The sequence below is a fragment of the Mucilaginibacter sp. genome, from assembly GCF_965201005.1.
GTDB lineage: Bacteria > Bacteroidota > Bacteroidia > Sphingobacteriales > Sphingobacteriaceae > Mucilaginibacter_A.
On the sequence record NZ_OZ241747.1, the window covers coordinates 965,794 to 992,453 of the forward strand.

The window sequence follows — 26,660 nt, forward strand, 5'->3', positions numbered from 1 at the left end:
ATTGCTTCGTCCTGATTATACTATTTACTGTGATCTCCTTTCCATTTCATTACTGGATTAACTTCAGGCAAACTCATAGATAAAGAATCTACAGGTTCAAAAATGTTGCCGCTGTAAGCTATCAAACTTCTGTTGTCCGAAAACAACGCGATACATTCTTTGATAGGAGCCAAGCACCAATGTTTTCCTCGCTAAATTACTTTCTGTGAATAGTTTTTGGAATAATTCTTCAAACTCTATCTTAGGTAGCAAACTAATGGATTCAAGAATATACATAAGAGCAGTTGCGCTTCTGGCAGTGTGAATGTTAATTTCTTTAGGCTCAGTACTGTCAAAATATTCAAGAAATACTTTCCATTTCAATTCATTATTTGAGGAAGGCTGTTCAGGTGAAATACAGTTAGGATTAATCTCAACCTCCAACTTAATAGTGCTACTTTGCACCAAGTGATAGTCATATTTAGATAAAGCAATTTCAGCAAGCATCACTTGCATAATTCCGCAAAATTCTTCCGCAATTGGAGTAGTGTAATAATCATTATTGAATGAAATCTCCCAGGTGCTGCCTAGTGCATTAAAACATACAGTTCTTTTTTTACCAACATCGTTTAATGGTTCGTCAGTTAGCCTGCGTTCAAGCAAACCGTTCAATGATGTATCGGTTGAAAATTTATCTTCAAGTTTAAGAATGAGCGGTTTAATAAAATCATCGCCTAAATCTCCAAGCATTGCAGTATGTGTATCAACTAAGACTTTCAATTGAGGCGATAGTTTGGGAGTTGAGTGAAGAATGAGAGCGAACTCCGCCATTGCCTTAAATGGCATCTCGTCAATTTCAGGGTCAAGAGGAGTTCCTTTGAATTCATTTCTTGCATTCATGTAGTCAGCGAACGAAATAATTGCATTCATCCATGCACCTTGTCTGAAATCAGCCTGAAATATTAAACCAAAAGCATCAGCAATTCTTTTTAGTAAGTGCCTTTCCCCATTGTGTGTGCTTACCCATGCTGCACCCATTGCATAATACTTAGCAGCTAAATTCATTCCTATTGCAGAATAAAGTTCTGCAATGTTCAGCAGCGCTAAAACAAATCCTTCAATGTATTCCTGACGAAACCATAACGTTTTAGCTTTGTGGAAATGATTCAGTGCTTTGAGCAACAGATTTGGTTTATTGATTCGCAGGTATTGATACCCCTTTTCAACTTCAACCTTTGCCGCTTTATATGCCCCGTCTCATTGCTCAATAATCGGGTTTAAATTTTCAGTAAAAGTTTCAATTGCTTCAATCAGTTCTGCATTTTCTTCGGGGGACGTCTCATTGAGCAAACCAATATATTTGTTTAGTCGCTCGCTTAAAGCTATAGCATTATAAGAATCTGCTTGATTGAACTTGCAACAAATAAGTGGACATTCAGTTAAGCTGCGATAATTTGTTTGTTTAGTTGTTTTTCAAAGTCCTGCGGGGACATGTAACCAAGGGCAGAATGTAACCGTTTACGGTTGTACCAGATTTCGATGTATTCAAAAATCATCAGTGCTGCCTGTTCTTTGCAAGTAAATTTGTGCTGATAAACGCATTCTGCTTTTAAGGTTTTGAAGAAGCTTTCTGCCACTGCGTTGTCCCAGCAGTTTCCTTTTCTGCTCATACTTCTGGTAATTAAGGCATTCTTTCCCAACAAATCCCTGAATTCGTTACAGGCATACTGCACGCCACGGTCAGAATGAAAAAGTAGGTCATTCGTGATGGGCCTGTTCTTTTGTGCCATTTTAAAAGTCGGAATCACTGTTTCTGTTGCCTTCATACCAGAACTCAATGCCCAGCCGATTACTTTACGGTCACCCAGATCAATTACGGTAGTCAGATACAGCCAGCCTTGCCCCGTTTTGATGTAAGTAATGTCCGATACCCAAACCGTACCGGTCGTGCCGGGCTTGAAATTCCGCTCCAACATGTTTTCCGGTATAGTATACTGGTGTTCAGAATCCGTAGTGGCCTTAAACTTTTTCTTAATAAGGCTCCTGATGTTTTCTTTTTTCATCAGCCGGGCCACCTTTTGCCTGGATAATATAATATTGCGTTGACCAAGTGCGCGGGATATTCTTGGGCCTCCATATGTTCGTTTGCTCTAGTGATAAACCAGCTTGATTTCTGACAGTAATTTCATATCCGACTGTGACCTTTTAGATTGAGTGCACTTTAACCAGCTATAAAAACCACTTCTGCTCACTTTAAACATTTTACACATCTTCCCGATATTAAATATTGTCCTGTTGTCTTTTAGGAACCGGAATATTTGCCATCGCCCCTGGAGAAGATGCCATGGCCTTTTTTAAGATGTCGCGCCCCTGTTGCATGTCGAGCAGCTCTTTTTTTAGCCGGTGTATTTCCGCCTGCTCCGGTGTATAAAGTACTTTGCCCTGTCCCGGAAAACTCGTTCCTGCCTTCGTTTCCAGTTCCTTGCGCCAACGGTACAACAAAGACGGTTTAATTTCCAGTTCTTTTGATAGCACGCCCAGGTCGGAACGCCCCTTGCTCAATTCTACAGCCATCACCTTAAATTCACGGTCATATCGTTTTCTCGTTTTTGACATATCTTAAAGTTAAGTTTTTCCCTTAACCTTTTGTCCACTTATTTGTTGCAAGTCCAAAACTGTTTTACTACAGAATCCTTTTAAGCAGAGTAAATTCATTGTAATTATGAAAAAACAAAAAACACCGCCGGTGACTGTCGGCGCGGACCAAGGAGAAACCTTGTCCGTAGTCGGCGACACCTACCGAATTCTAGCCAGTGGCAAGCAAACTGATGGCCAGTTTGCCACCATCGATATGCTGATCCCTCCTGGTGGCGGTCCGGGGCCGCATGCACATGCTAACTTTCAAGAAACTTTTTATGTCATCGAAGGAACAATCGAAGTTACTTCTGAGGCAGGGTCTTATCTAGCCATGGCAGGGTCATACGTCGCAATACCTAAAGGCGGCATTGTTCACCAGTTCAAAAACAACACACAGGAAATAGCACATCTGCTTTGTACTGTCATTCCATCAGGATTGGAAGCCATGTTTATAGAGATTGGTAATCCTGTTTCACCCGGCACGTTTTTACCTCCACCATCGATGGATGAGAACGCGGCAAAGCAGCTTCAAACCGTCGCAGAAAAATACGGTCAGCAAGTTTACCCGTCTAATTTCTTTAACAATACCTACCCCCATTGATTCCTCCTTTACCATCATAATTGATGGATATCGCATGAAAAACTTTCTTAAAATATTAAAGATAGATGAGTCATCCTTAACACCATATTACAGGCAATTATGTAATGCTATTTTGCAGGGTATCGACGAGAAACTGATCAGTGAGCATGATATTTTGCCATCAATTAATGACTTGAGCATTGCGTTAGACATTTCCCGGAATATTGTGACCAAAACATACAATACTTTAAAAAAAAGTGGAGTAGTAAGTTCTGTGCCTGGTAAAGGTTACTTTATATCCAACGTAAAGCTTGACAAACCGGTAAAGGTTCTTTTGTTGTTTAATAAGCTTAGTACTCATAAAAAAATAATTTATGACGCTTTTGCCGAAGCTTTGGGCGATAAAGCTTCTATTGATTTTTACATTTATAACAGCAGCTTTAATTATTTCAAAAAGATATTACTTGAAAAACAGGATAAATACGACAAGGTGGTTATTATTCCGCATTTTATTGATAAAATAGACAACGCCTGTGATGTTATCAACCAGATACCCAAAGAAAAACTAATATTAATGAGCAAGCTTGTAAAAGGTGTGGAAGGTGATTTTGGCGCTGTATATGAAGACTTTGCCAATGATATTTTTGATGCTTTAGAGCAGTTGTTGCCTAGCATCAGGCGTTATCATTCATGCACCATCATTTTTCCTAAGAATAGCTATTTCCCAACAGATATCCTTATCGGTTTCTTAAACTTTTGTAAGCAATATAATTGCGAATACGATATTGTTTCTGACCTCCGTAGTGAAAGCATGTGTAAGGACACCCTTTATATTTCGCTTACCGAAGATGACCTGGTAGAGCTAATTAATTTACTTTTGGAGCAAGGCCTTAAAATGCAGGAGGATATAGGGATCGTATCCTACAACGAGACGCCTTTAAAGAAGTTTATTCTAAACGGTATCACAACAATTTCAACCGATTTTGAATTTATGGGACGTATCGCTGCATCGATTGTATTAAATAATTCTCGCGACCACATTAAAATTCCGTTCCATACCATTATAAGGGAATCACTATAGTATACAGCTGGTAACAGTTAAGCCGGTTTATAATAATATTATTGTTCTTCTTATAAACCAAGTACGCGTTACTGTTATGCAGATATTTTTTGGGATTTTATTCCACTTCATAGGCGGCTTTGCGTCCGGTAGTTTCTACATTCCTTATAAAAAAGTTAGAGGATGGGCGTGGGAGAGTTTCTGGATAGTTGGTGGTATATTTTCATGGTTGATCGTTCCGCCGGTAGCAGCATGGTTAACTATTCCGAATTTTATCGATATTATAAAAGTTACAAACGGGCATATACTGATGCTCACCTACTTTTTTGGCTTGCTATGGGGCATTGGAGGCTTAACTTATGGCTTGGGGGTGCGTTATTTAGGGGTGTCGTTAGGCAGCACAATCATACTTGGTTTATGTGCGGTATTTGGTTCCATCATCCCATCTGTTTACTATAACTTTTATCCGCAAAAAGGCAAAGATACTTTTAGTATGCTTTTAAACAGCCATTGGGGCCAAATGGTGCTGTTGGGGATATGTATATGCACCATTGGTATTGTTATTTGTGGCAGAGCAGGAACTATTAAAGAATGCGACCTTGCTAAAAACCGACAGGCAGAAACTTATAATAAAGATTACCGTTTTGGCCTGGGCATTTTTGTAGCGATCATATCTGGCGTGCTTAGCGCTTGTTTTAATTTTGGTATAGAAGCCGGTAAAACAATGGCCGATGATGCCAACAGTACATGGCAGGCAGCACATCCGCATCAGGGAAATTTCCTTTTTTCAAATAATGTTACCTATATCGTAATTTTGTGGGGAGGCTTAACTTCTAACTTTATTTGGTGCATAATACTTAACGCCCGAAACAAAACCTTTGGCGATTATACCAACAAACAAAAGCCTTTACTTAAAAATTATCTCTTTTGCGCTCTTGCAGGCACCACATGGTTCCTTCAATTCTTTTTCTATGGCATGGGCGAAAGCAAATTAGGTAATGGTGCCAGTTCCTGGATATTGCATATGGCATTTATTATCCTGATTGCCAACAGCTGGGGGTTATTCTTAAATGAGTGGAAAGGCGTTAGTAAAAAAGCCGTCTATACCGTAATTGCGGGTATTATAACAATTATCATATCGGTTCTGGTTGTTGGTTACGGCAACTCCATTAAATAAATATCAAAAGCATAAAATCAATAGTATGTCTTCTAATACAAAACAATTTAAACACTTAAGTTACCTTTGGGATGATGATAAGGCGGCGGCATTGGTCGGCGATGAAGTTGCCCTGCTTATCTACCGTTCCAACCTTTTAGGTGCCGATCTTCGCCTTACTAATTACGGTGGCGGCAATACCTCCTGTAAAACTAACGCTAAAGACCCGCTTACCGGCCAGGATGTAGAAGTGATGTGGATCAAAGGATCAGGTGGTGATATTGGCACTTTAAAAAAGAGCGGTCTGGCAGCTTTATACGTTGATCGTTTGCGCAGCCTAAAAAACGTTTATAGAGGAATAGAACACGAGGATGAAATGGTGGAGCTGTTTAACCACAGTATTTTTGACCTCGCTTCTAAAGCACCATCAATAGATACCCCACTACACGGTTTTTTGCCCTTTAAACACATTGACCATTTGCACCCTGACGCAGCTATTGCTATTGCGGCAGCTAAAGATGGCGAAAAGATAACTCAGGAATTATTTAGCGGCGCCATAGGCTGGGTGGGCTGGCAGCGCCCTGGTTTTGATCTCGGCCTACAGATGAAGCAATGCTATGATGAAAACCCGGGCATCCGTGGTATTATGCTCGGATCGCATGGGTTATTTACGTGGGGCAATACAGCTTTCGAAAGCTACATTAACACTCTGGAAGTTATTGAGCAATGTGCCGAATACCTGGAGAAAAATTATGGCAAAAGAGGCCCTGTATTTGGTGGCCAGAAAATTGAGAGTGCTACAGAAGAGAATCGCAAAAAGCAGGCAATCGCTGTAGCGCCGATACTGCGTGGCTTCTGTTCGTCAAATACAAAAATAATAGGGCACTTTACAGATGACGCCCGGGTACTGGAATACATCAATTCAAATGACTTGGAAAGGCTGGCACCCCTGGGAACCAGTTGCCCCGATCACTTTTTGCGCACCAAAATCAGTCCGCTGGTTTTAACGCTTAAGGCGGAAGATGATTTATCAGATACTGCCGCTATCAAAGAAAAGCTAACACCTGCTTTTGAAGAATACCGCAAAATGTATGGCGATTATTATAATACCTGCAAGCACGACAACAGCCCTGCTATACGTGATGCCAATCCGGTAGTGATACTTTATCCAGGTGTGGGTATGTTCACTTTTGCTAAAGACAAACAGACTGCACGTGTTGCTGCCGAGTTTTACATTAATGCTATTAATGTAATGAAGGGTGCCGAGGCCATATCTGAATATACTTCCTTGCCAAGGCAGGAAGCTTTTGATATTGAATATTGGCTCTTAGAAGAGGCTAAATTGCAGCGTATGCCTAAGCCCAAGCCCTTGTCGGGTCGGGTTGCGCTGGTAACAGGTAGCGCTGGCGGGATTGGTAAGGCTATAGCTAGAAAGTTTGTGGAAGAAGGTGCTGTAGTGGTGTTAAATGATATGAATGCAGAACGCCTTAATAGTGCGGGGGAAGAATTTAAAAGTTTGTATGGTAAGGACAGTGTAACTACTACGTTACTAGATGTTACCAAACAAGACCAAATAGACCAGGCCTTCGCCGAAACTGTACTGGCTTTTGGCGGAGTAGACCTTATTGTTAACAATGCAGGCTTATCAATCTCTAAAACAATTAGCGATCATGAAGAAAAGGACTGGGATGCGTTATACGATGTGTTAGTAAAGGGGCAGTTTTTTGTTACTCGAGTGGCCGTAGCTATTATGAAGAAACAGGGCAAAGGTGGCGATATTATCAACATTGTAAGTAAGAATGCACTGGTAAGTGGCCCCAATAATGCCGGTTACGGCAGTGCAAAAGCAGCACAATTGCACCTGAGCCGATTAAACGCGTCGGAGCTTGGTGCAGACAAGATCCGTGTAAATGTGGTAAACCCTGATGCGGTTATAAGCGACAGCAATATATGGTCCGGCGGATGGGCCGAAGGCCGCGCTAAAGCATATGGCATCACAGTAGATGAATTGCCTGGTTATTATGCAAACCGTACTTTATTAAATGAGGTGATTTTGCCTGTAGACATTGCAAATGCCTGCTTCGCCTTTGCCGGCGGACTATTGAGCAAATCAACTGGGAACGTTTTAAACGTTGACGGGGGCGTAGCGGCAGCGTTTGTAAGATAAGCTGATTAACAAATGACCGGGTTAACCTCCAGTCGTTTATTTACCTTTTGAAGAGAAGACCAAATGCAACTAGATAAAAACCAGATAGCTGATGCTAACCAACAGCAGTTAAAAAAACATAACACTCGCCTAGTGCTTGTTGCTGAAGATATAAACGATGTTGAAACTGTACTGCAAAAGCTAAGTGCTTTTAACATTGCTATCCCAAGTTGGGCATTAGGTACTGGCGGTACCCGCTTTGGCCGTTTTAGCGGAGGTGGCGAACCACGCTGCCTGGAAGAAAAACTGGAAGATGTGGGCGTTATCCATTCGCTTAACAGATCAAGCAATTCTATATCATTGCACATCCCCTGGGACATTCCTGATGATGCTGCATCTATAAAAGCTCTGGCCTCTCAATTAGGCTTGCATTTTGATGCCGTAAATTCCAATACCTTTCAAGATCAGGCAAATCAAACGCATAGTTACAAATTTGGTTCCCTGCATCATGTAGATAAACAGGTGAGAGAGCAAGCTGTAGCACACAATATTGAGGTAATCAAATATGGTATGGATTTAGGTTCTAAAGCGCTTTCTGTTTGGTTGTCTGATGGATCAAATTTTCCGGGTCAACTAAATTTCAGAGAGGCTTTTCAAAACACACTGGAAAGTTTACAGGAGGTTTATAGTGTGTTGCCGGACAACTGGAAGGTATGGGTGGAATACAAGCCATATGAGCCAAACTTTTACTCAACCACCATTGGCGATTGGGGCCAGTCCTACCTATTAGCAAGTAAATTAGGGCCAAAAGCCAGCACATTGGTTGACCTTGGCCATCACCTTAACGGTACCAACATAGAACAAATTGTTTCCATCCTATTGATGGAGGGCAAATTAGCTGGGTTTCATTTTAACGATTCTAAGTACGGTGATGATGACCTTACCGTAGGAAGTATTAATCCATACCAGCTATTTTTAATATTTAACGAGTTGGTTGAAGGCATGGATGCGCGCAATTTAGATCACGCTACCGGTATTGGCTGGATGATAGATGCATCACACAATGTCAAAGATCCTATAGAAGATTTACTGCAATCGGTACAAGCTATTAAGATTGCCTACGCTCAGGCTCTGCTGGTTGATAAAGCCGCATTAAAGGCTGCCCAACAGCGTAACGATGTAGTACTTGCACAGGAAATATTACAAAAAGCCTATCGTACAGACGTTCGCCCTTTAGTAGCAGAGGCAAGCCTTAGGATGGAGGGGGCAATAGACCCGGTAAATACATTCCGGCAGTTTAGGGTAAGAGAAAACTTGATCAAAGAACGTGGGTTAAACACCGTAGCTACAGGTTTGTAGTCTTTTTGTATGGACGCCATACCAGTAATAGCCATATTTGATGTTGGGAAGACCAATAAGAAACTGTTTCTGTTTGACGAGAACTATCAGATCGTTTTCGAGCGATCGGCACGTTTCGCCGAAACAATAGACGAAGACGGGTTTTCTTGTGAAAATATAGAAAGTTTGCGTCTGTCCATTTTCAATTTATTAAGTGAGGTATTCCGCATAAAGGAATATAGGGTAAAGGCCGTGAATTTTTCGGCGTACGGTGCCAGTTTTGTTTATGTCGGTAATGACGGCAGGCCACTTACCCCACTCTATAACTACCTTAAAAAATATCCTGAAGCACTTAAAAACCAATTTTATAACGAATATGGAGGCAAGGATGCACTAAGCATTTCCACCGCTTCGCCTATATTGGGCAGCCTTAACTCCGGCCTGCAGATATACCGTATCAAATACGAGCGGCCCGAGTTGTTCGCAAAAATAGCAAATGCCTTGCACTTGCCGCAGTACTTAAGTTTTTTGCTCACAAACCAGCCTTTTTCAGAACTAACTAGTATTGGCTGCCATACCCACATGTGGGATTTTACCGCTAACAGTTATCATGAATGGATTCAGCGTGAAGGTATAGCATTAAAGTTGCCGCCTATTGTATCATCGGGCAAGGTGATGCAGGCTCTCTTCCTTGGAAATAATTATAAAGTAGGGGTTGGCTTGCATGATAGTTCGGCAGCACTTATCCCGTATCTGGTTAACTTTCATGAGCCGTTTGTCTTGATTTCCACAGGTACGTGGTGTATCAGTTTGAATCCTTTTGACGACTCGCCATTAACAATTGGCGAGCTTAAAAATGATTGCCTTTGCTTTATGCAATATCAAGGCAAGCCTGTAAAAGCTTCAAGAGTATTCTCTGGCTACGAGCATGAACGGGAAGTTAAAAGGATAGCTGCTCATTTTAACAGCAACTTTGTCAAATACCGTAACATGGCTTTTGATATTGATGTTATTTCAGGTTTGAAAAAGAGCCAACCGCAAAACTTGAGTTTTGAGCAAAGAGAACTTAGCAGTTTTAATGATGATAGCGAAGCTTATCATCAGCTCATACTTGACCTTATGTACCAACAAATAAACTCTACACAACTGGTGCTAAAAGGCACTATGGTAAAAAGGATTTTTGTGGACGGAGGCTTTAGCAAGAACAGTATCTATATGCACTTATTAGCTATGGCTTTCCCGGTCGTAGAGGTGTTTTCGGCATCTATGGCACAAGCTTCAGCCGTTGGTGTGGCTTTAGTAATCCATCAGGAATGGAACAAGAAAGCTATACCAAGTAATATTATTGAGCTTAAATATTATTCGTCGAATCAAGGCATTACAATATGAAAGTTGGCTTATTTGTTCCTTGCTACGTCAACCAGTTTTATCCGGGCGCAGCTATTGCAACTTTGCAGTTACTAGAAAAACTGGGCATAAACATAGCTTTTCCACCTAACCAAACGTGCTGCGGGCAACCAATGGCCAACTCTGGTTTTGAACATTTAACGCAAGGCTGCAACGATTTGATCATTAAGGATTTTGCAGATTACGATTACATTGTTTGCCCTTCGGGGAGTTGTGTGCTGCACATTAAAGAACACATCAAATCAGAAAAAGAGCCTGTAAAAGCAGCATCCGTCAGCCACAAAATCTATGAACTGGTAGAATTTTTAACCGATATTTTGAAGGTTGAAAATTTAAATGCCCATTTTCCTTACAAAGTTGGCGTACACCAAAGTTGCCATGGTCAGCGCGGATTAAAGCTTTCGCAAATGAGCGAATTGGTAGAACCAGATTTTTCCAAGCCAATGCAATTGTTAAATATGGTGCAAGAACTGGAAATTATCCCGCTTAATCGTAAAGATGAATGCTGCGGTTTTGGCGGAACTTTTTGTGTTGTAGAAGAAGCCATTTCCGTAAAAATGGGAAAAGACCGCGTGGCAGATCATCTAAGTCATGGTGCGGAATACATTACCGGAGCCGATATAAGTTGTTTAATGCACATGGAAGGCATTTTACGCCGGCAAGGCAGCAAAACCAAAGTAGTGCATATTGCAGAAATTTTAAATGCCGAACGCGTATGATGAGTGAAAACCAGGACCACGCCGAACTGGCGGAGGTTTTTAATGAAGATGAAGAGCGCGTAAACTGGCACGACGAAACCTTGTGGTGGGTTCGGCAAAAACGCGATAAAGCGGCACATCAAATCCCGGAATGGGAGTTGTTGCGCGAAACTGCTTCTCAAATCAAAAACAATGTTTTAAGTAATCTGGATAATTACCTGGTTCAGTTTGAAGCACAAGCCAAAGTAAATGGCGTAACGGTACATTGGGCGGCAGATGCGGAAGAACATAACCAAATTGTGCTTTCATTGCTAACCAAACACGGCATCAACCGAATGGTAAAAAGCAAATCCATGCTAACCGAAGAATGCCATTTAAATGATTATTTAAGCAAACATGGCGTGGAAGTAATCGATTCTGATTTGGGCGAACGCATTGTGCAATTAGCTGATGAACCGCCGAGCCACATTGTTTTGCCTTGCATCCACAAAAAGAAAGAAGAGATTGGCGAGCTTTTTCACAAGCATCTCGGTACGCCAAAGGGCAATTCAGATCCGCAGTTTTTAACCGAAACCGCACGGCAACATCTGCGCGAAACTTTCCTTACCCGAAAAGCTGCTTTAACCGGCGTTAACTTCGCGATAGCAGAAACCGGAGAATTTGTGGTTTGCACCAACGAAGGCAATGCAGATATGGGCGCGCATCTTGCTAATATCCACATTGCGAGTATGGGCATCGAGAAAATTATCCCGCAAAGGAAGCATCTCAGCGTTTTTTTACGTTTGCTTACGCGAAGTGCAACCGGCCAGCCGATCACTACTTATTCCAGTCATTTTAAAAAGCCGCGTGCCGGACAGGAAATGCACGTGATTTTGGTTGATAACCAACGCACAGTTCAGTTAGGCCGAAAAGATTTCCGCAATTCTTTAAAGTGTATTCGTTGTGCAGCTTGCATGAACACTTGTCCGGTTTATCGCCGCAGCGGCGGCCACAGCTATCATACGGCAATTGCTGGTCCGATTGGCTCTATCCTCGCCCCAAACCTGGACATGCGCAAATTTGCTGATCTGCCTTTTGCTTCTACGCTTTGCGGTTCGTGCTCCAACGTTTGTCCGGTGAAGATTGATATTCATCAGCAATTATATAAATGGCGGCAGGTTTTGGTAAAAGAAGGTTACGTAGGAACAACCAAAAAAATTGGCATGCAGGCCATGACTTTAACTTTATCTTCTCCGGGATTTTTTAAAACTGCCGGGAAAATTGGCCGTTTAGTAATGCGTTATGCTCCTTTTGCGGTTAGTAATCAGTTAAACCCGTGGTATAAACAGCGCGAAATGCCCGTGCCGCCGAAAGAATCTTTTGGCGAATGGTATGCAAAAAACAGAAACAATGGAAAATAGCCGCGACCGTATTTTAGCCGCAGTTACAGCTAATAAACCTGATTTACTGCCGTTGCCGGAGATTCCGGTATTTAATCCGGAAAGTGATGATGCTTCTTTTATCATAGAAAAATTTCATTCTACAGCCACCACAATTGGTAGTAAAATTTTTATGGTGAAAGATTTAGAGGAAGTAAAAGATGTAATACGAGCGCAATTTCGTGAAGGACGAATTGTTACTACGATCCCTGCATTAGCAGATATTGCAGAAACTGATTTAAAAACCATTATTGATCCGCATACCTTAGAAAACATCGAATTGCTAATTATACAAGCACATCTTGGTGTGGCCGAAAACAGTGCTGTTTGGGTAACAGAAGATTTAATGCAGCAACGCGCTGCACCTTTTATTTGTCAGCATTTGGCTGTAATTTTAAATGCTGCGGATATTGTGCCAACTATGCACCAGGCTTATAACCGTATCGGTTTGGCAGATTATGGTTTTGCCGCATTTATTGCTGGCCCATCAAAAACAGCAGATATTGAGCAATCTTTGGTGCTGGGTGCGCACGGGCCGCATAGTATGACGTTGTTTATAAGTCAATAAGTCAAATTTATTATAACTGCCAATAAACCACGTATTTGATGCTTACATGTTTTTGATAAAAGTTTCGAACTTAAATGTACGTTTAAAACCATGATCTGTTATATCTTGGAGTTACTACCTTTGGTTGGAGGGAATATATAGGCAGATTTAAATAAGGATTAAATTTGACTATTATGAAAAAGCGCGTGTATGACGTGGAATTTAAGAAGATGGCTGTAGAGCTATCGGATGCAAAAGGATCAGTGAAAGAGGCGGCAGAAGAACTGGATATAGATCCGGGACGGATTAGTAACTGGAGAAATCATTATAAGAGTGCTCATACGAGCACTGCTTCTATTAGCAATTTAAGTGCGGAGCAAAAAGAGATCAGAAGACTGCAAAAAGAGTTAAGGGAGGCACAGCAGGAGCGTGACATTTTAAAAAAGCGGTCAGCATCTTTTCCAGGGGAGACGGGAAGTATTCAGATTTATAAAGGCCAAACGGACTAAATATACCGTCGAAAAGATGTGCAAAGTGTTGAGTGTAAGTTCCAGCAGTTATTATTATTGGCTAAAACATCCGGTAAGCGTCACTGCACTTAAAGCGCAAGAATTACTAGGACATATCTATAAGGTTTACCAAAACAGTAAAGGCCGTTACGGTAGCCCGAGAATTACAATAGAACTCAAACAAGCGGGTATAACTGTATCAAGACCATGCGTAGCCAGGGCCATGAAAAGAGCAAACATAAAGAGTATTGTCAGAAGAAAATATCGCATTCAGACTACTGATTCCAAGCATACTTATGCTGTTTCTGAAAATTACTTGCAGCAGTACTTTCAGGCAGACAGGCTAGCCCAGAAATGGGTATCAGACCTTACTTACACTAAAACTGGCGAAGGATGGCTTTATCTAACCACAATTATAGATTTGGCAGACCGAAAAGTAATTGGTTGGGCATTAAGTGAATCGATGAGGGCATTGGATACAACCGTTGCAGCATTTAGGATGGCTGTGAATAACAGACCAGTAGTACAGCCGCTTTTATTTCATTCCGACAGAGGTGTGCAGTACGGTTGTGGCGAATTTACCGGGCAGCTAAAGAAATGGACAGTCAGACAAAGTATGAGTAGAAAGGGCAATTGCTGGGACAATGCGGTAGCCAAAGCTTCTTTAAAACCATGAAAACAGAAATGGTTTATCACAGGTCGTTTTCAACCAAAGCAGTAGCAAAACTGGCCGTGTTTGAATACATAGAAGTCTGGTACAACCGCCGAAGGAGACATTCGGCACTTAATTATATAACGTCATGCCAATATGAAAAACTACTATTAAACAACAAAATGTCTGCCTGATAAATCTCTCCAATAAACTATTGCAATTCCACCATAACGGTGAAGGACAAAAACGGAAAAACCGACAGCTCTTCGTATTGCGATGTATGGCAATTTCGGGATGGTAAAAATTTTTTTAAAAATCAAATTATACAATCATGACAACAATTGACAGCAGCAAAAAAATCTGCACGCTTATTAACGTTTTTACCGTTGAACCGGAAAAACAAAAAGAATTATTCGATAGCCTGGTAGAGGCGAGTGAAAAAGTGATGTGCAAAATGACCGGCTACATATCCGCTAATATTCATATGGGTGACGATGGCAAAACGGTAACCAACTACGCGCAGTGGGCTTCACTGCAGGATTATCAGAAGGTGCTGACTGTCCCGGAAGTAATGGTACACTTAAAAACGGCAGCAGCCCTTGCCATAAAATTTGAACCGGTAACCTACAATACAATTTGGACAGATGGTGCCAATGACTAAATACTTTCTCATCTGTGCCAGTCGCGACCATGTGTTAAAAGGCGTAGAGGGCGGTTTTGCACAGGCGGGGAATGGCAGAAAAGATTTGATGAGCAAGCCATCAAAAGGCGATTGGATTGCGTTTTATTCAGCGAAAGATAAATTTGAAAATGGTAAGCCGTTACAAAAATTTACTGCTATTGGACAGTTAGTTGACGAAGAACCGTATCAACCTGATGCCAACTAAAATTTTAAACTATACCGGCGAAACGTCAAGTTTGAAAAAGTGGCGGAAACAGAAATTCGCCCTTTACTAGGGCAACTATCTTTTATAAAAAATAAAAAGAAATGGGGTTTTTATCTCATTAGCGGTTTCTGGGAGCTTTCAAAAGAAGACTTTGAAGTGATAAAAAGTGCTATGAAATTAAGGCAGAGCCATGAAGGGGGCTTCGGACATTCCAGCTTTGCTAGGGTTACCGTTCCGATTTGCAAACAATCAAAGGTTAATATGGCAATAAGAAACAAACAGACAGTTTACGACCGGACAACTGGACGACCACAAGTTACTGAAATCAATTTCAGGTTTTACAGACCATTGCGAAGAAGTAAATGGTATCAATCTGCATTTTGTGCAGGGTGGACACGGACATTTTTTAATCTTGCTTCTTGGCTATCCTGAAACCTGGTGGGGAAACCCAAACAATACAAAAAGGCAAATAAGAGGGTGTTGATTTACAGTATAATTAGAAATATTTGGAAAAATTGTATGTTTGTATAATATTTGAGTTGTGTGCTATTTTGCGAAGCCCTGCGAACTATGACAGAACTTGAACAATATATCAAATCTTATTTTGAAATTATTTTGCCAGACGAGTTGAATAAACTTAGTTCTTTCTTTAAACCAATTACTTTAAAAAAGGGCGAATATTTTCTAAAGAAAGGAAAAATTTGCAATAAACTTTGTTTCATTAAAACAGGATATTTAAGAGCCTGTTTTAATTTCTATCAGAAGAAATGCCAATGCTTCTTTTACCCTATAAAAATTGGTGTGTGCATAGTCTAAAATAATCAAAAACCATATACTAACTATTTTTTAGGCGATAAAAGAAGCATAGAAAATAAATTGAATAATTTTTAAACAGGCTCTAAGGGTTTTTGAAATTTTTGAAGATAAAGAAATAACACATTGGATTGCAACTAAAGGATATTTAGGGACTGATTTTTCTAGTTTTTTCTTTACACAAGTTTCACGCTGGAGTATTCAGGCATTAGAAAATACAGGGCTGTTTGTAATTACAAAAGACAATTACGATAAAATTGGTAATGCTATTCCACGATGGTATGAATTGGAGAGAACATTTTTGATTAAATGCTTTATTATAATGGAAAGCAGAATTTTTGATCCTCTATCTATGACGGCAGAAGAGAGATATGATTTATTTTTTTCAGAAAATAAAAACCTGTTTCATCAAGTTGCCTTACAATATATTGCTTCAATGCTTGGAATGACACTTGAAACATTTAGCAGGATAAGAAAAAAACAATTCAAACAAAATTCTTGATTTTTGTCAAGAGCATGTTTAGCAGTTAAATATAATTTGCACCATAATTAACTAACAAAAACACTATGTTTATAGGACACTTCGGAGTATCTTTTGCAGCTAAAAAAGCAGTCCCTAAAATTTCTTTAGCCATACTTTTCATTGCTACTCAATTCGTGGACATACTTTGGCCCATTTTGGTTATGCTTCATATTGAAACTGTAGATATAATGCCAGGCTATACAAAATCAAATGCTTTTGAGTTTCTTCATTTTCCCTATACACATAGTTTACTTATGGGTATTGTTTGGGGTGTTGTTATTGCTCTTTTATATGCATTTTTTAAAAAAGATACTCGAGGCGCAATAGTAATTGGACTATGTGTACTTAGCCACTGGTTTCTAGACCTTATAGTACATACTACTGACTTACCAATTACTCTTTTTGGTAATACCAAAGTTGGACTGGGATTGTGGAACCATGTAGCAGTTGCTATGATACTTGAGACTATTATTTTCTTAGCAGGTGTGTTTATTTATGCTTCTATAACAACCCCCAAAAACAAAAAGGGTTTTTGGGGATTATGGTTACTGGTTGTATTTCTTTTATTGATTTACCTATATAATACTTTTGGTCCTCCCCCAAAAGAAGCAAGTACGAATTTATTCATGTCTCTTTTCATACTTATGGTGATTATTGTCCTTCTTGCAGGTTGGGTTGATAAAAACAGAGTATTAAAGAAAATATAAAATAACGTGTAGTGCGATTAAAAGATAAGTGTTAAGTGTGTAAAAGGTTGTGCTTACTACAGAAAATGAGTAATTTAAAGAAGAATTACGATCAAGTAAATACTTCTTTATGCACAACCTTTCGAGCAATTTCCGTTTATTTTTAGACATCACCAAATCTGTTTTTAAATCCGTTGTTCAGTCGGACGATAACTTTAAATTTTATCCCAGAAGCCTAAGTTATCTGATTGTGAAATACTTGCCCTGGCCTTGATTGCCGAATCGATAGGGATTGATTCAGAAACATATTTATTTGGAAAACTTAACAAAGATTATAGGGCCAACTTTACTAACCTGGTCCACCGTTGCAATTTCAACCGGCGCAGGAAAACACTTGCTGCTTACCTACAGCAGTTGAACCAAAGCCTGGCAGATAGGATGAATGAGGGAGAAAATGTATTTATTGTAGATTCTGTTCCTGTTCCCATTTGTAAACTTGCCAGAGAAAAACCATCAAAAGTTTGCAGGGAGTGTTTCGAAACAGCACCTGACAAAGGCTATTCTGCAGTAAATAAGCCATACTACTTTGGTTATAAACTGCATTTGGCCACTTTGGCTAATGGCGTGTTCCATGCTATGGATTTAAGTAAGGCCAGCGTACATGACATTCATTATTTGAACGACTTAAAAAAAAACGGATTGAGTAATTGTACCTTGATTGGCGATAAAGGCTATTTATCAAAGAGCCAGCAGTTAGACTTGTTTACTGTAGCTAAGATTGAACTAAAAACACCTATGCGAAGCAACCAGGCAGGCGCACAGCCTATGATACCGATTTTTAGGAAAGTTCGGAAATGTATTGAAACATTGTTTGCCCAACTATGCGACCAATTTATGCTTAAAAGAAATTATGCAAAAACAGTAGCCGGATTATCGGTTAGAATATTAAACAAAGTCACGGCCGTTACCTGTCTGCAATTTGTTAACAAACAAAATAACAAACCAATAAGCCACCTTAAATATGCTTTGGCTTGTTAATCGCACTACACGTTATTTAAGTAATTTATTACGAGTACTGACAGGACAAAACACACAGCAGCATATTCATGATAAACTGATAGAAAAAGCCAAAGAAAAATTATCGGCCACCAATCTAACAGTAAGTGAAATTGCTTACGAACTGGGTTTTGAACATTTGCAGTCGTTTAGCAAATTGTTTAAAACAAAAACAAAATTTTCGCCTTTGGCATTCAGGCAGTCGTTCAATTAACATATAAAAAGAACACACGAATAAATTGCTATCGTTAACAAGATGCCAGATTAAAGGCATAATTTCTAAATTGAGCATTTAAAATTCCACCTGGCACTTGTGCCATTAGTTTATCCACTTCGGCAACCCGCAACCGAAAATAATTTTAATAACCGTTTTGAGAATGGATAACGACAAATACAAAAGTATTACGGATGCAATAAGCAGTTTTTGCGCCGTGAGCGAACCTGAAATGGCAGAAATTATAAAGCTTTTTACTGTGGCCTATCTCAAAAAAAAACGAATACTTTTTGAAAGAAGAACAAGTATGTAAGAAAATCGGGTTTTTGAATACGGGATTGATACGTCATTACTATGCTACCGATCATTATGAGGTTACCAGTTGGATGTCGTTGCCCCATGATTTTACCACCTCGTTGCGGAGTTTTATTTTACAGATATCAAGTATTTAAAATTTGCAAGCTGTTATAGATTGCGAGTTGATCGTACTCGACAGAAAAGCTTTTGATTATTTAATCCAAAAAAACAGGGCTTTTAAAGCCTTTTATATTAAAGCATTAGAATATAATTACCCGTAGTGCATATAGTAAAAGTTGTGCAAACTGCTAAAAAGCAGTAAATTGGAGTTACGACACAACGATTTAGATGCCCAACTTTAGGGTGAATTACGATAAAATTTTGGAAGTATTAAAGGGTTTAGGTTTTCCAAGCGAAAGTTTTCTGCATCAGATCAGAAAGCCCAAGTTGTCAGATTTAGGGGTAATCGCTTTGACATTTACTGCTGAATATATGAGCATAGATAGCGAACATCAATTGTTTTGGATATTACCTTTTGATTTGCATTTCTTGATTGAACGGAGTGTTTATAACAGGCGGAAAAGGAAGTTGTTTTTTCAAATTGAATTGGTAAGGAAAAAACTGGCGGAGATTTTAGGAAAAGGTGAAAACTGTTTTATTGTGGATAGTATGCCTTTAGAAATATGCAAACTGTCCAGGAGTGGCAGGAGCAGGATTTGTAAGGAAACAGATTATGCCCAGCCGAATAAAGGCTATTGTGCATCTCAAAAGCTGCATTATTATGGCTATAAATTACATGCGGTTTGTTCGGCAAAAGGCATTTTCCAAAGTTTGGATATCAGCCCAGCATCTGTACATGACGTGCAATACCTGAAAGATATCAAGATACAGCTTCGAAGTGGTCTGCTTTTAGCAGACAAGGGTTACCTGTCGGCAGTTTATCAACTGGATTTGTTCGAAAGCAGGCAAATTAAACTTGAAGTCCCCATGCGCGAAAACCAGGCTGATTACAAAACACATCCTTTTGTGTTCCGAAAATCAAGAAAACGTATCGAAACACTATTTTCCCAGCTATGCGACCAGTTTATGATCAGAAGAAATTATGCGAAAAGCTTTGCCGGTTTTAAAACCAGAATTCTATCAAAAATAACAACCCTGACAATCATTCAGTACATTAACAACAGTCTAAACCGAAACATCAACAACCTCAAAATCAATATTGCCTAAATGCACTACGGGTTATAACTATATTACTGTGGAAGACTGTATATTCAGCCTGATAGAAAAATCGGCGGAAGAACGGTTTCTATGGATGGCAAAAATCCAACTCCGGTTCATCCAGCAAGTGCCGGTCATGTTCACCGCATCCATGCTCGGTATCACACCCAGGCATTTGAGCCGGTTGCGGAAGAAGCATGCTGTTTAATCTTCCTTTCCCGTTTTCGGACAAGTGTCCTTTCTGGCCGCCTTCCGCCTATCTACCTATGTTTTTGAAAAACAAAGATCATGAATACTAAAAAAACAATCATTATAACAGGCGCTTCAACCGGAATAGGAAAAGCAACCGCCCTATATTTCGCGCAGAAGGGCTGGAATGTAGCCGCCATCATCCGCAACACAGACGATATCAATGGTTTTGCTGCCTATCCTTCTATCGTTACGTTCAAACTCGATGTTACAAATGGGGAAAGTATAACCGATGCGGCATCCCGGATACTGCAAACGTTTCCGGATATTGACGTGTTGTACAACAATGCCGGCTATGCCCTTACCGGTGCTTTTGAAACAACCACGGAAGAACAGGTGCGAAAACAGTTTGAAACAAATTTGTTCGGTGTCATGAATGTTACCCGCGCTTTCCTGCCTCACTTTCGCAATAAGAAAAAAGGAATCATTTTAAATACCACATCGTCAGGCGGCATTTTAACCTTCCCATTTTATAGTGTTTACAACAGCTTCAAATGGGCATTGGAAGGATTTATGGAAGCCCTGCAGTTTGAAGTGAAGCCTTTTAACATCCGGATCAAAAATATTGATCCCGGCACTGTAAAAAGCGAGTTCACCGATAACATAGCATTTGTTTCCAACCCGGACTACAACAACTATGCAAAAAAAGTACAGCACAACACATTAGCAGGTTATAAGAATGCGCCAATGCCTGATGTGGTTGCTAAAACTGTTTTTAAAGCTGCCACTGACAATAATTTCAAACTCCGGATCCGGCTACACCGCAGGCAAGATCTGTTTTCTTCTTCAAATGGCTGTTGCCCTTGAATCTCTTTAATAAGATGGTGGCTGCACCCGTGGAAAAAGAAATAAAAGCGAACGATAAAGTTGCCAAAATAAGTCTGGCGGTGTAAGCCGGGAAGAAACAAGGATCACCTTATTATTTAAAAACAACGAACATGATAACAGAAGAAGAAAATTGTTAAAACATTTGTGGAATTGATGACTACGCATCAATCTCAAAATTTCGGGCAGGTGCTTGCTAAAAATTATCATCAGCACAACCCGGATGTAAAGCAAGGACTTGAAGGCATTATTTTATACCTATAAAAATGATCATTAGTTAATGCCTATCAGTAACAATCGTTATGACAGTTTGTTTGAATTTTGTAACATTGCAAAATGAAGGGTGGAAGCAATAGAAGAATTTTATAAAACCAAACTTCATGGTATTCCCGATAATATCCAAAAAGAGATGAATCATTTTAACGTGTTCAAATTGGATGATTTTGTTGGCAGTAATTCCAAACCCATTCCTTACAGCAGGAAAGATTTTTTTAAAATCAGTTTAATTATAGGTAGAAACAAAGTGTTCTATGGTGATAAGGTAATTGAAATTAAAAAACAGGCGTTGTTATTTGCCAATCTGCAAATTCCCTATAACTGGGAGGCAATAGACGGCTGTCAAACCGGTTTTTTCTGTGTATTTACCTCTGCATTTTTCATCATTTCGGAAATTTGGAAAACTATGATATATTTAAACCCGATGGCACACCGGTTTTTGAACTAACTGATGATCAGACTGATAAAATGCAAATTTTATTTAAGCGTATGTTTGAAGAAATCAATTCGGACTATGTTCATAAATATGACGCATTAAGAAACCTGGTGTTTGAAATTTTACATAATACATTAAAAATGTACCCGGCAAAAAAAGCTAAAAACCAGCAAATAAATGCTGCTCACCGGATATCAATCTTGTTTTTAGAATTATTGGAAAGACAATTTCCCATTGAAGACACAAGGCAGCGGGTACGTTTTAGTTCTGCATCAGATTTTGCCAATCAGTTCTCCACTCACGTCAACCACCTAAGCCGGCGGTAAAAGAAACGACTCAAAAAACTACTTCCACAATCATTGCCGAACGCTTGTTGCAGGAAGCAAAAATCCTATTAAAACAAACCGACTGGAACGTGTCCGAAATCGCATTTTCATTAGAATATACTGAAGTTACCCATTTCAATAACTTCTTCAAAAAACATTTGGATACTACTCCTACTCAATTCAGAAATGTTAGATTTTCGTAAGATCCGTTTAGTATTTTGTTATGCTGCCGGATAAAACCGTTCTACCTTTGTGTCATTATAAAAACAAAAAATATGGGCACAAAAAAAGTGTGGTTTGTAACAAGCGCTTCCAAAGGTTTGGGGCTCAAAAATTACTGAATGAAGGCTTCCGGGTAGTTGCCACCACCCGCAATATTCAATCTCTGGTAATCGATGTAGGCGACGCTTTGGATGTTATCCTGCCGCTTGAGGTGAACTTAACTGATAATGAAAGTGTAAAAAATGCCATCGCCAAAAGCGTCTCGCATTTTGGGCAAATTGACATAGTGGTCAACAATGCAGGATACGGGCAAATAGGCGCTTTGGAAGAACTGACCGATGTAGAAGTGAAAAGCAATTTTGACGTAAATGTTTTTGGTTCGTTAAACATCATCAGAAATGTGATGCCTTATTTGCGAGATCAAAAATCAGGACACATTTTCAATATTTCTTCAATAGGTGGTTTCATTGGCGGTTTTGCAGGATGGGGTATTTATTGCGCTACTAAGTTTGCGGTAGCGGGTTTAACTGAAAGTTTAGCCGAAGAAGTAAAGGCATTTGGCATTAAAGCCACGGTTGTCTATCCGGGCTATTTTCGTATTGATTTTCTTTCCAAAGGTTCCGTCAAAACACCTGCCCATTCCATTGAGGATTACGAGGCAGCCCGCCAATACGAAAAGGCACACCTCAACGACATTAATGGTAATCAACCCAACGACCCGGAAAAAGCAGCCGACGTACTGATTGCAACAAGTAAAGAAGAGAACCCGCCTGTACATTTGTTCCTGGGCAGTAATGCGTATGAAATGGTGTACAATGAAATAGGCATAGTAACCAAAGGAACCGAACAATGGAAAGATTTTCACCTTATCAACCGCATTATAATTCTGACAATACTTTTGACTAACCTTGGTTGTGTATTCAATAAAGCTACTACAATGGAAAAGTCTGAAAAATAGTTTCTAGCCAATTTGAGAAATGGAGAAATGAGGAAGTGAATTTAAGAGCCTGTTTAAAATGTGCACTTCTATTTGTGGTTATGGAGTATATATCCCTCAGGTTCAGTTTATCACGCCACCAAACGGGCTTCGGAAGACTGGTGTGAAAGTGTATCCTACGAATTAAAAACAATTTGGAATAATGGTAAAGACGGTGATGCTCGGACTGTTGAATACCGCCTTCCTTTCTATTTTGCTGTGGTACAGCATGTATGATTTGTTACATTAAACCCTCTTTTTAAAAAGCTTATGGTGACAACGCCTGCAATCGTTTAAGACTGCTTTCAGGTTGAGTTTGCCGAGGCCATATATGGGGTTATGAAAAAGTTCATCATACATTCTATACCTCAACCTATTTTTTTAACGAATCATTTGAAACATAAAAAGGAGTAGGAGCCTTAGGCTGCCGCTGTGATTTCTTTTTTAAAAAAATTATGACGCCGCAGGAATGGTTGCAGATTACGAGGCTAAGCCAACATGTAACACATGACTTGCCTGACACATCAATTAACAGCTGAGAAAGTGCTTGTTGTTACAATCACCAAAGACAAATAAACCTTTCGTGAAGTTTAGTTGTTAATTGTAATTATTAAAGTATTTAACCATGAAACTTTCTGGCAACACCATTCTTATTACAGGCGGAAACGGAGGCATTGGCCTGGCACTTACAAAAGCCTTTACTAAAGCAGAGAATACCGTAATTATCTGCGGAAGAAATGAGGCATCATTGCAATTTGCAAAATCCGGCAATGATAACATCATTACAAAACAGTGCGACTTAACCCAACAGGCTGAACGCGACGAACTGGTGCAATGGATATTACAGAATTACCCGTCGTTTAACGTTATTATCAATAATGCAGGCATATTTGAAGAAACAGACCTGCTAAGTGATTCATTTGATTTGGATAAAATCAATAAGCAGCTTGTTATAGACTTGCAGGTGCCCATTGAACTATGCCTGCGCTTTTTACCTCATTTAAGAAAACAGCCCCATGCTGCCATTGTAAACATAACCAGCGGGCTTGTTTATGCTCCGGAAGCGGGGGCTCCTTTTTATGGAGTAGCAAAAGCAGGCGTTCATGCATTTACGCAAACTGCCCGCTACCAATTACGCGATACAAAACTAAAAGTATTTGAAGTGTTGCCGCCGCTTGTTGACACTGGTGGCGTAAGCAAACAATTGGATATAGAAAAACTGGGAGGCGCTATGGATGCGGACGAAACTGCTGATGAGATATTAAAAGGATTGTCCCACGATACAGAGGAAATCAGAATTGGCGACATTAAATGGCTTTATGCTGCTTCGCGCATTGCTCCTGAGTTTACAAATAAAAAGGTTAACGAAAAAGCTGAAAAAGCAAGGCAATCTGATAATCATTAGAACAGATACTGGCGGCGCATCCAATTGTATGATGAACTTTTTCAAAAGCCCATATGTGAAAGATTGAAACTTTTTCAAAAGCCTATATTTTGTCCTGAAAGTTTACATCATACATTCTATACCACAAATAGAAACGGTTGTGTTCTGAAATGTATGATGAGTTTATTTGAGCTAAGAAAATAGAGAATTTTGAATAAATTGTTTCAGTGTTTTATAGATAGAAAGAGTTGCTGTTGTGCGGAAACATTATATGCTTTTATAATCATCATATATTTGAAAACAGTACCTAAATTTTTACCGGGAAATCTCCATACTTCTTTTATGCCACATAAATCAGTATTTTCTATATTTTCTGATTAAAAAAGATCAGCCCAAATTTTAGTCGATAAAAGAAGCATCGCAATTTTAATCTCCAAAAATCTAAACAGTTTTAAATGTTTTTTACGTTGAGTTTCCCTAATTCTGTGCATGGTCAATAGGCACTTCCAATCCTTTCCATACTTTTTTTGAAGTCCAATCCAAATCCGGTCCCTGCCAAAAAGAATCTGTTGCAGGCAAACCCAGGATTAAAAAAGCTTCCGAGCATAAATAAAGGCTTCCGGTAGAGATATAAGCTTCACCAAGATCTGGCTGATGGCCGTAAATGCCAATCTGCAGCCAGCCGTTTTTATCAAAAGTTCCGGGTGCTTCTACCTGTTTTTTGATGACCGTATATAGCGCGGCGCGTACTTGCCGGGGCTTAATTTCTTTGTCGAGTTCGTGCATCAGCGCAATTTTTGAAAGCAGTTGGAACACGCCAAAACGATAGGACAAGGAGCGGCCAATCGGCGGATAAGTGCCTTCGGGAGAGATTAAACGTTCCTGTACGGTTGCATATCGTATAGACCGGCTTAATATCAAATCATAAGTTTCCTGCTGTGTTTTGTCCTGCGCTGCCCAGGTTTGCAATACTTCCAACAGCATCGGCTGTATCACAAAACTGTTGTAATAATCCCAGTGGAAATTTGGCCCGTCGCCATAAGCACCGTCGCCCTTATACCACAACAATTGAGATTTAACGGCATAATCCATGCGCATTTTATCTCCGGAATGATCAAAACGCATTAACGCAGCTTCAATAACAGCACTGAAAAGCAGCCAGTTATTGTAAGACGGCGTGATAACCCGGGATGATTTTAAAGCGGCGATCACATTTATTTTTGTCTTGCTGTCAAGCCTGTCCCAAAGCTGGTGCGGTGCCCTTAACAAAGCCTGCGCCAGGAAAGCGGCATCGACTAAAGGCTGTCTTCCCTGGTTAAAGTTCATGAAATCAGCTGCGGCAGGATCAGTTGCATTGTGCAGACAGATGAGTGCCAGATCGATGTATTTTTTACGCAGCTTTCCTTCCGCGGTTTGGTCTGGGCCAAGCTCTAACCATGGTGCCATGCCAGCAAGCAATCGCCCAAAAGCCTCCAGGTGCGTGGTCAGTTTGTTATGTTCCGGTACTTTAGCTTCCACAGGCATCAGTTTTTTAAGCTCATTTTTGCTTAAGGCGATTAAAACCGGATCTGCAATACGCGTTAAAATTTGAACCAGATATTGCCGCTCGGCCACCGCATTTTCAGAAGAATCAGCCAAAGCGCGTGCCTGTAATTGCTGCCAACCTATCGTCAGGAACATCATTGTAGCTATTGGTCGTAGTTTTTTCATCATAAAGTAGATAATTTAGTTAAACAACAGCTTTAAAAACTACTGTTTTTATCGGTTTAATTATCGGTTACATCTTTTGCCCAACCAGCTGTCTGATGATCGTGTTGAAAAGTTGTTTTATTTCAAGCCAGGTTTTTACCAAAACATAAATATAGTTAATGCCCGGCAGGGCAACTGCCTGCACATTAGTTTGATACAATAACAGTGTAAATATGAACTATGTACCTTGTATATGCCCGATAATTATCTGTTCAGGTTGTTTGATCTTTTACTTTGAACAGGGGTTTTTCCGGTAATTCAACTTTCGTCCGCCTAACCATTTTCTTAAAAAGACCGGCCAAAATTTAGCTGATAAAAGAAGCATCAAAAAAACCGGCAGGAAATAAAAACCTGTTTAAGTTTTTGTATGATTGTTTTTCGATGCTTCTTTTACAA

Annotated in this window: 27 protein-coding genes and 2 pseudogenes; 25 read left to right on the forward strand and 4 right to left on the reverse strand. The window is 39.8% G+C overall.

Going from position 1 to position 26,660, the window contains the following annotated elements:
• Positions 1–96: 96 nt before the first annotated feature.
• From ACOFKR_RS04400 to ACOFKR_RS04410, 3 genes and pseudogenes are all read right to left on the reverse strand, one after another.
• Positions 97–1,161 (reverse strand): hypothetical protein, encoded by a 1,065-nt coding sequence (locus tag ACOFKR_RS04400; RefSeq protein ID WP_419802810.1) that lies wholly within the window; start codon positions 1,159–1,161, stop codon positions 97–99.
• A 257-nt stretch (positions 1,162–1,418) separates the two neighbouring features.
• Positions 1,419–2,117: pseudogene (locus ACOFKR_RS04405) on the reverse strand (IS3 family transposase); the annotation flags it as partial.
• 142 nt (positions 2,118–2,259) lie between these two features.
• The gene (locus ACOFKR_RS04410) at positions 2,260–2,595 is read right to left on the reverse strand and encodes a transposase (RefSeq protein ID WP_419801479.1); all 336 of its coding nucleotides are present in this window, start codon (positions 2,593–2,595) and stop codon (positions 2,260–2,262) included.
• Positions 2,596–2,701: 106 nt separating this feature from the next.
• On the opposite strand from ACOFKR_RS04410, the gene ACOFKR_RS04415 reads away from it, so the two are divergent.
• The 25 genes and pseudogenes from ACOFKR_RS04415 to ACOFKR_RS04535 all read left to right on the forward strand — a co-directional run bounded on the left by ACOFKR_RS04415 (position 2,702) and on the right by ACOFKR_RS04535 (position 24,536).
• Positions 2,702–3,217 (forward strand): cupin domain-containing protein, encoded by a 516-nt coding sequence (locus ACOFKR_RS04415; protein ID WP_419802811.1) that lies wholly within the window; start codon positions 2,702–2,704, stop codon positions 3,215–3,217.
• Positions 3,218–3,251: 34 nt separating this feature from the next.
• The gene (locus ACOFKR_RS04420; RefSeq protein ID WP_419802812.1) at positions 3,252–4,277 is read left to right on the forward strand and encodes a GntR family transcriptional regulator; all 1,026 of its coding nucleotides are present in this window, start codon (positions 3,252–3,254) and stop codon (positions 4,275–4,277) included.
• A gap of 76 nt (positions 4,278–4,353) precedes the next feature.
• Positions 4,354–5,433 (forward strand): L-rhamnose/proton symporter RhaT, encoded by a 1,080-nt coding sequence (rhaT, locus tag ACOFKR_RS04425; RefSeq protein WP_419802813.1) that lies wholly within the window; start codon positions 4,354–4,356, stop codon positions 5,431–5,433.
• A 25-nt stretch (positions 5,434–5,458) separates the two neighbouring features.
• Entirely contained in the window at positions 5,459–7,579 is a 2,121-nt protein-coding gene (locus ACOFKR_RS04430; protein WP_419802814.1) for a bifunctional aldolase/short-chain dehydrogenase, read from the forward strand.
• A 63-nt stretch (positions 7,580–7,642) separates the two neighbouring features.
• Positions 7,643–8,917 (forward strand): TIM barrel protein, encoded by a 1,275-nt coding sequence (locus ACOFKR_RS04435; RefSeq protein WP_419802815.1) that lies wholly within the window; start codon positions 7,643–7,645, stop codon positions 8,915–8,917.
• Positions 8,918–8,926: 9 nt separating this feature from the next.
• A complete protein-coding gene (locus ACOFKR_RS04440; RefSeq protein ID WP_419802816.1) occupies positions 8,927–10,285 on the forward strand; it encodes an FGGY-family carbohydrate kinase in 1,359 nt (452 codons plus the stop codon).
• Positions 10,282–11,022 carry a (Fe-S)-binding protein gene (locus ACOFKR_RS04445; protein WP_419802817.1) on the forward strand — a complete coding sequence of 247 codons (741 nt, stop codon included), beginning with the start codon at positions 10,282–10,284 and terminating at the stop codon, positions 11,020–11,022. The genes ACOFKR_RS04440 and ACOFKR_RS04445 overlap by 4 nt, the downstream gene beginning before the upstream one ends.
• Positions 11,019–12,401 carry a lactate utilization protein B gene (locus ACOFKR_RS04450; protein WP_419802818.1) on the forward strand — a complete coding sequence of 461 codons (1,383 nt, stop codon included), beginning with the start codon at positions 11,019–11,021 and terminating at the stop codon, positions 12,399–12,401. Before ACOFKR_RS04445 ends, ACOFKR_RS04450 begins: the two co-directional genes overlap by 4 nt.
• Positions 12,373–12,987, forward strand: a complete 615-nt coding sequence (locus ACOFKR_RS04455; RefSeq protein WP_419802819.1) for a LutC/YkgG family protein — start codon at positions 12,373–12,375, stop codon at positions 12,985–12,987. The genes ACOFKR_RS04450 and ACOFKR_RS04455 overlap by 29 nt, the downstream gene beginning before the upstream one ends.
• Before the next feature lie 173 nt (positions 12,988–13,160).
• Positions 13,161–13,475 carry a transposase gene (locus ACOFKR_RS04460; protein ID WP_419802820.1) on the forward strand — a complete coding sequence of 105 codons (315 nt, stop codon included), beginning with the start codon at positions 13,161–13,163 and terminating at the stop codon, positions 13,473–13,475.
• On the forward strand, positions 13,456–14,151 hold the full coding sequence (locus ACOFKR_RS04465) for an IS3 family transposase (RefSeq protein ID WP_419803614.1): 696 nt from the start codon (positions 13,456–13,458) through the stop codon (positions 14,149–14,151). The genes ACOFKR_RS04460 and ACOFKR_RS04465 overlap by 20 nt, the downstream gene beginning before the upstream one ends.
• An 8-nt stretch (positions 14,152–14,159) precedes the next feature.
• On the forward strand, positions 14,160–14,321 hold the full coding sequence (locus tag ACOFKR_RS04470) for an IS3 family transposase (protein WP_419802821.1): 162 nt from the start codon (positions 14,160–14,162) through the stop codon (positions 14,319–14,321).
• 137 nt (positions 14,322–14,458) lie between these two features.
• Entirely contained in the window at positions 14,459–14,788 is a 330-nt protein-coding gene (locus ACOFKR_RS04475) for an antibiotic biosynthesis monooxygenase (protein ID WP_419802822.1), read from the forward strand.
• Positions 14,781–15,014 (forward strand): EVE domain-containing protein, encoded by a 234-nt coding sequence (locus ACOFKR_RS04480; RefSeq protein WP_419802823.1) that lies wholly within the window; start codon positions 14,781–14,783, stop codon positions 15,012–15,014. Before ACOFKR_RS04475 ends, ACOFKR_RS04480 begins: the two co-directional genes overlap by 8 nt.
• Positions 15,015–15,053: 39 nt before the next feature.
• Entirely contained in the window at positions 15,054–15,446 is a 393-nt protein-coding gene (locus ACOFKR_RS04485) for a hypothetical protein (RefSeq protein ID WP_419802824.1), read from the forward strand.
• Positions 15,447–16,149: 703 nt separating this feature from the next.
• A complete protein-coding gene (locus tag ACOFKR_RS04490; RefSeq protein ID WP_419802825.1) occupies positions 16,150–16,329 on the forward strand; it encodes a hypothetical protein in 180 nt (59 codons plus the stop codon).
• 65 nt (positions 16,330–16,394) lie between these two features.
• The gene (locus ACOFKR_RS04495) at positions 16,395–17,057 is read left to right on the forward strand and encodes a hypothetical protein (RefSeq protein ID WP_419802826.1); all 663 of its coding nucleotides are present in this window, start codon (positions 16,395–16,397) and stop codon (positions 17,055–17,057) included.
• A gap of 234 nt (positions 17,058–17,291) precedes the next feature.
• The gene (locus tag ACOFKR_RS04500; protein WP_419803615.1) at positions 17,292–18,074 is read left to right on the forward strand and encodes an IS982 family transposase; all 783 of its coding nucleotides are present in this window, start codon (positions 17,292–17,294) and stop codon (positions 18,072–18,074) included.
• Between the two features lie 7 nt (positions 18,075–18,081).
• Positions 18,082–18,306 (forward strand): annotated as a pseudogene (locus ACOFKR_RS04505) (helix-turn-helix domain-containing protein); the annotation flags it as partial.
• Positions 18,307–18,951: 645 nt separating this feature from the next.
• Complete coding sequence (locus ACOFKR_RS04510; protein WP_419802827.1) at positions 18,952–19,830, forward strand: IS982 family transposase; 879 nt, start codon at positions 18,952–18,954, stop codon at positions 19,828–19,830.
• A 279-nt stretch (positions 19,831–20,109) separates the two neighbouring features.
• Entirely contained in the window at positions 20,110–20,877 is a 768-nt protein-coding gene (locus tag ACOFKR_RS04515; protein ID WP_419802828.1) for an SDR family oxidoreductase, read from the forward strand.
• Between the two features lie 690 nt (positions 20,878–21,567).
• Positions 21,568–21,933 (forward strand): hypothetical protein, encoded by a 366-nt coding sequence (locus ACOFKR_RS04520; RefSeq protein WP_419802829.1) that lies wholly within the window; start codon positions 21,568–21,570, stop codon positions 21,931–21,933.
• 47 nt (positions 21,934–21,980) lie between these two features.
• Positions 21,981–22,136, forward strand: a complete 156-nt coding sequence (locus tag ACOFKR_RS04525; protein WP_419803616.1) for a helix-turn-helix domain-containing protein — start codon at positions 21,981–21,983, stop codon at positions 22,134–22,136.
• 20 nt (positions 22,137–22,156) lie between these two features.
• Positions 22,157–23,113 carry an SDR family NAD(P)-dependent oxidoreductase gene (locus ACOFKR_RS04530; RefSeq protein WP_419802830.1) on the forward strand — a complete coding sequence of 319 codons (957 nt, stop codon included), beginning with the start codon at positions 22,157–22,159 and terminating at the stop codon, positions 23,111–23,113.
• Positions 23,114–23,756: 643 nt separating this feature from the next.
• A complete protein-coding gene (locus ACOFKR_RS04535) occupies positions 23,757–24,536 on the forward strand; it encodes an SDR family oxidoreductase (RefSeq protein ID WP_419802831.1) in 780 nt (259 codons plus the stop codon).
• A gap of 456 nt (positions 24,537–24,992) precedes the next feature.
• Here the strand turns inward: ACOFKR_RS04535 and ACOFKR_RS04540 are convergent, their stop codons facing one another.
• Positions 24,993–26,228 (reverse strand): DUF2264 domain-containing protein, encoded by a 1,236-nt coding sequence (locus tag ACOFKR_RS04540; protein ID WP_419802832.1) that lies wholly within the window; start codon positions 26,226–26,228, stop codon positions 24,993–24,995.
• Between the last annotated feature and the right edge of the window lie 432 nt (positions 26,229–26,660).

What these genes read in the sequence shown, in the direction of transcription:
- ACOFKR_RS04410 (WP_419801479.1), bottom strand. Translation starts at nt 2,595, where the DNA reads ATGTCAAAAACGAGAAAACGATATGACCGTGAATTTAAGGTGATGGCT.
- ACOFKR_RS04415 (WP_419802811.1), top strand. Translation starts at nt 2,702, where the DNA reads ATGAAAAAACAAAAAACACCGCCGGTGACTGTCGGCGCGGACCAAGGA.
- ACOFKR_RS04420 (WP_419802812.1), top strand. Translation starts at nt 3,252, where the DNA reads ATGAAAAACTTTCTTAAAATATTAAAGATAGATGAGTCATCCTTAACA.
- rhaT (WP_419802813.1), top strand. Translation starts at nt 4,354, where the DNA reads ATGCAGATATTTTTTGGGATTTTATTCCACTTCATAGGCGGCTTTGCG.
- ACOFKR_RS04430 (WP_419802814.1), top strand. Translation starts at nt 5,459, where the DNA reads ATGTCTTCTAATACAAAACAATTTAAACACTTAAGTTACCTTTGGGAT.
- ACOFKR_RS04435 (WP_419802815.1), top strand. Translation starts at nt 7,643, where the DNA reads ATGCAACTAGATAAAAACCAGATAGCTGATGCTAACCAACAGCAGTTA.
- ACOFKR_RS04440 (WP_419802816.1), top strand. Translation starts at nt 8,927, where the DNA reads ATGGACGCCATACCAGTAATAGCCATATTTGATGTTGGGAAGACCAAT.
- ACOFKR_RS04445 (WP_419802817.1), top strand. Translation starts at nt 10,282, where the DNA reads ATGAAAGTTGGCTTATTTGTTCCTTGCTACGTCAACCAGTTTTATCCG.
- ACOFKR_RS04450 (WP_419802818.1), top strand. Translation starts at nt 11,019, where the DNA reads ATGATGAGTGAAAACCAGGACCACGCCGAACTGGCGGAGGTTTTTAAT.
- ACOFKR_RS04455 (WP_419802819.1), top strand. Translation starts at nt 12,373, where the DNA reads ATGCAAAAAACAGAAACAATGGAAAATAGCCGCGACCGTATTTTAGCC.
- ACOFKR_RS04460 (WP_419802820.1), top strand. Translation starts at nt 13,161, where the DNA reads ATGAAAAAGCGCGTGTATGACGTGGAATTTAAGAAGATGGCTGTAGAG.
- ACOFKR_RS04470 (WP_419802821.1), top strand. Translation starts at nt 14,160, where the DNA reads ATGGTTTATCACAGGTCGTTTTCAACCAAAGCAGTAGCAAAACTGGCC.
- ACOFKR_RS04475 (WP_419802822.1), top strand. Translation starts at nt 14,459, where the DNA reads ATGACAACAATTGACAGCAGCAAAAAAATCTGCACGCTTATTAACGTT.
- ACOFKR_RS04480 (WP_419802823.1), top strand. Translation starts at nt 14,781, where the DNA reads ATGACTAAATACTTTCTCATCTGTGCCAGTCGCGACCATGTGTTAAAA.
- ACOFKR_RS04490 (WP_419802825.1), top strand. Translation starts at nt 16,150, where the DNA reads ATGGAAAGCAGAATTTTTGATCCTCTATCTATGACGGCAGAAGAGAGA.
- ACOFKR_RS04495 (WP_419802826.1), top strand. Translation starts at nt 16,395, where the DNA reads ATGTTTATAGGACACTTCGGAGTATCTTTTGCAGCTAAAAAAGCAGTC.
- ACOFKR_RS04510 (WP_419802827.1), top strand. Translation starts at nt 18,952, where the DNA reads ATGCCCAACTTTAGGGTGAATTACGATAAAATTTTGGAAGTATTAAAG.
- ACOFKR_RS04515 (WP_419802828.1), top strand. Translation starts at nt 20,110, where the DNA reads ATGAATACTAAAAAAACAATCATTATAACAGGCGCTTCAACCGGAATA.
- ACOFKR_RS04530 (WP_419802830.1), top strand. Translation starts at nt 22,157, where the DNA reads ATGCTGCCGGATAAAACCGTTCTACCTTTGTGTCATTATAAAAACAAA.
- ACOFKR_RS04535 (WP_419802831.1), top strand. Translation starts at nt 23,757, where the DNA reads ATGAAACTTTCTGGCAACACCATTCTTATTACAGGCGGAAACGGAGGC.
- ACOFKR_RS04540 (WP_419802832.1), bottom strand. Translation starts at nt 26,228, where the DNA reads ATGATGAAAAAACTACGACCAATAGCTACAATGATGTTCCTGACGATA.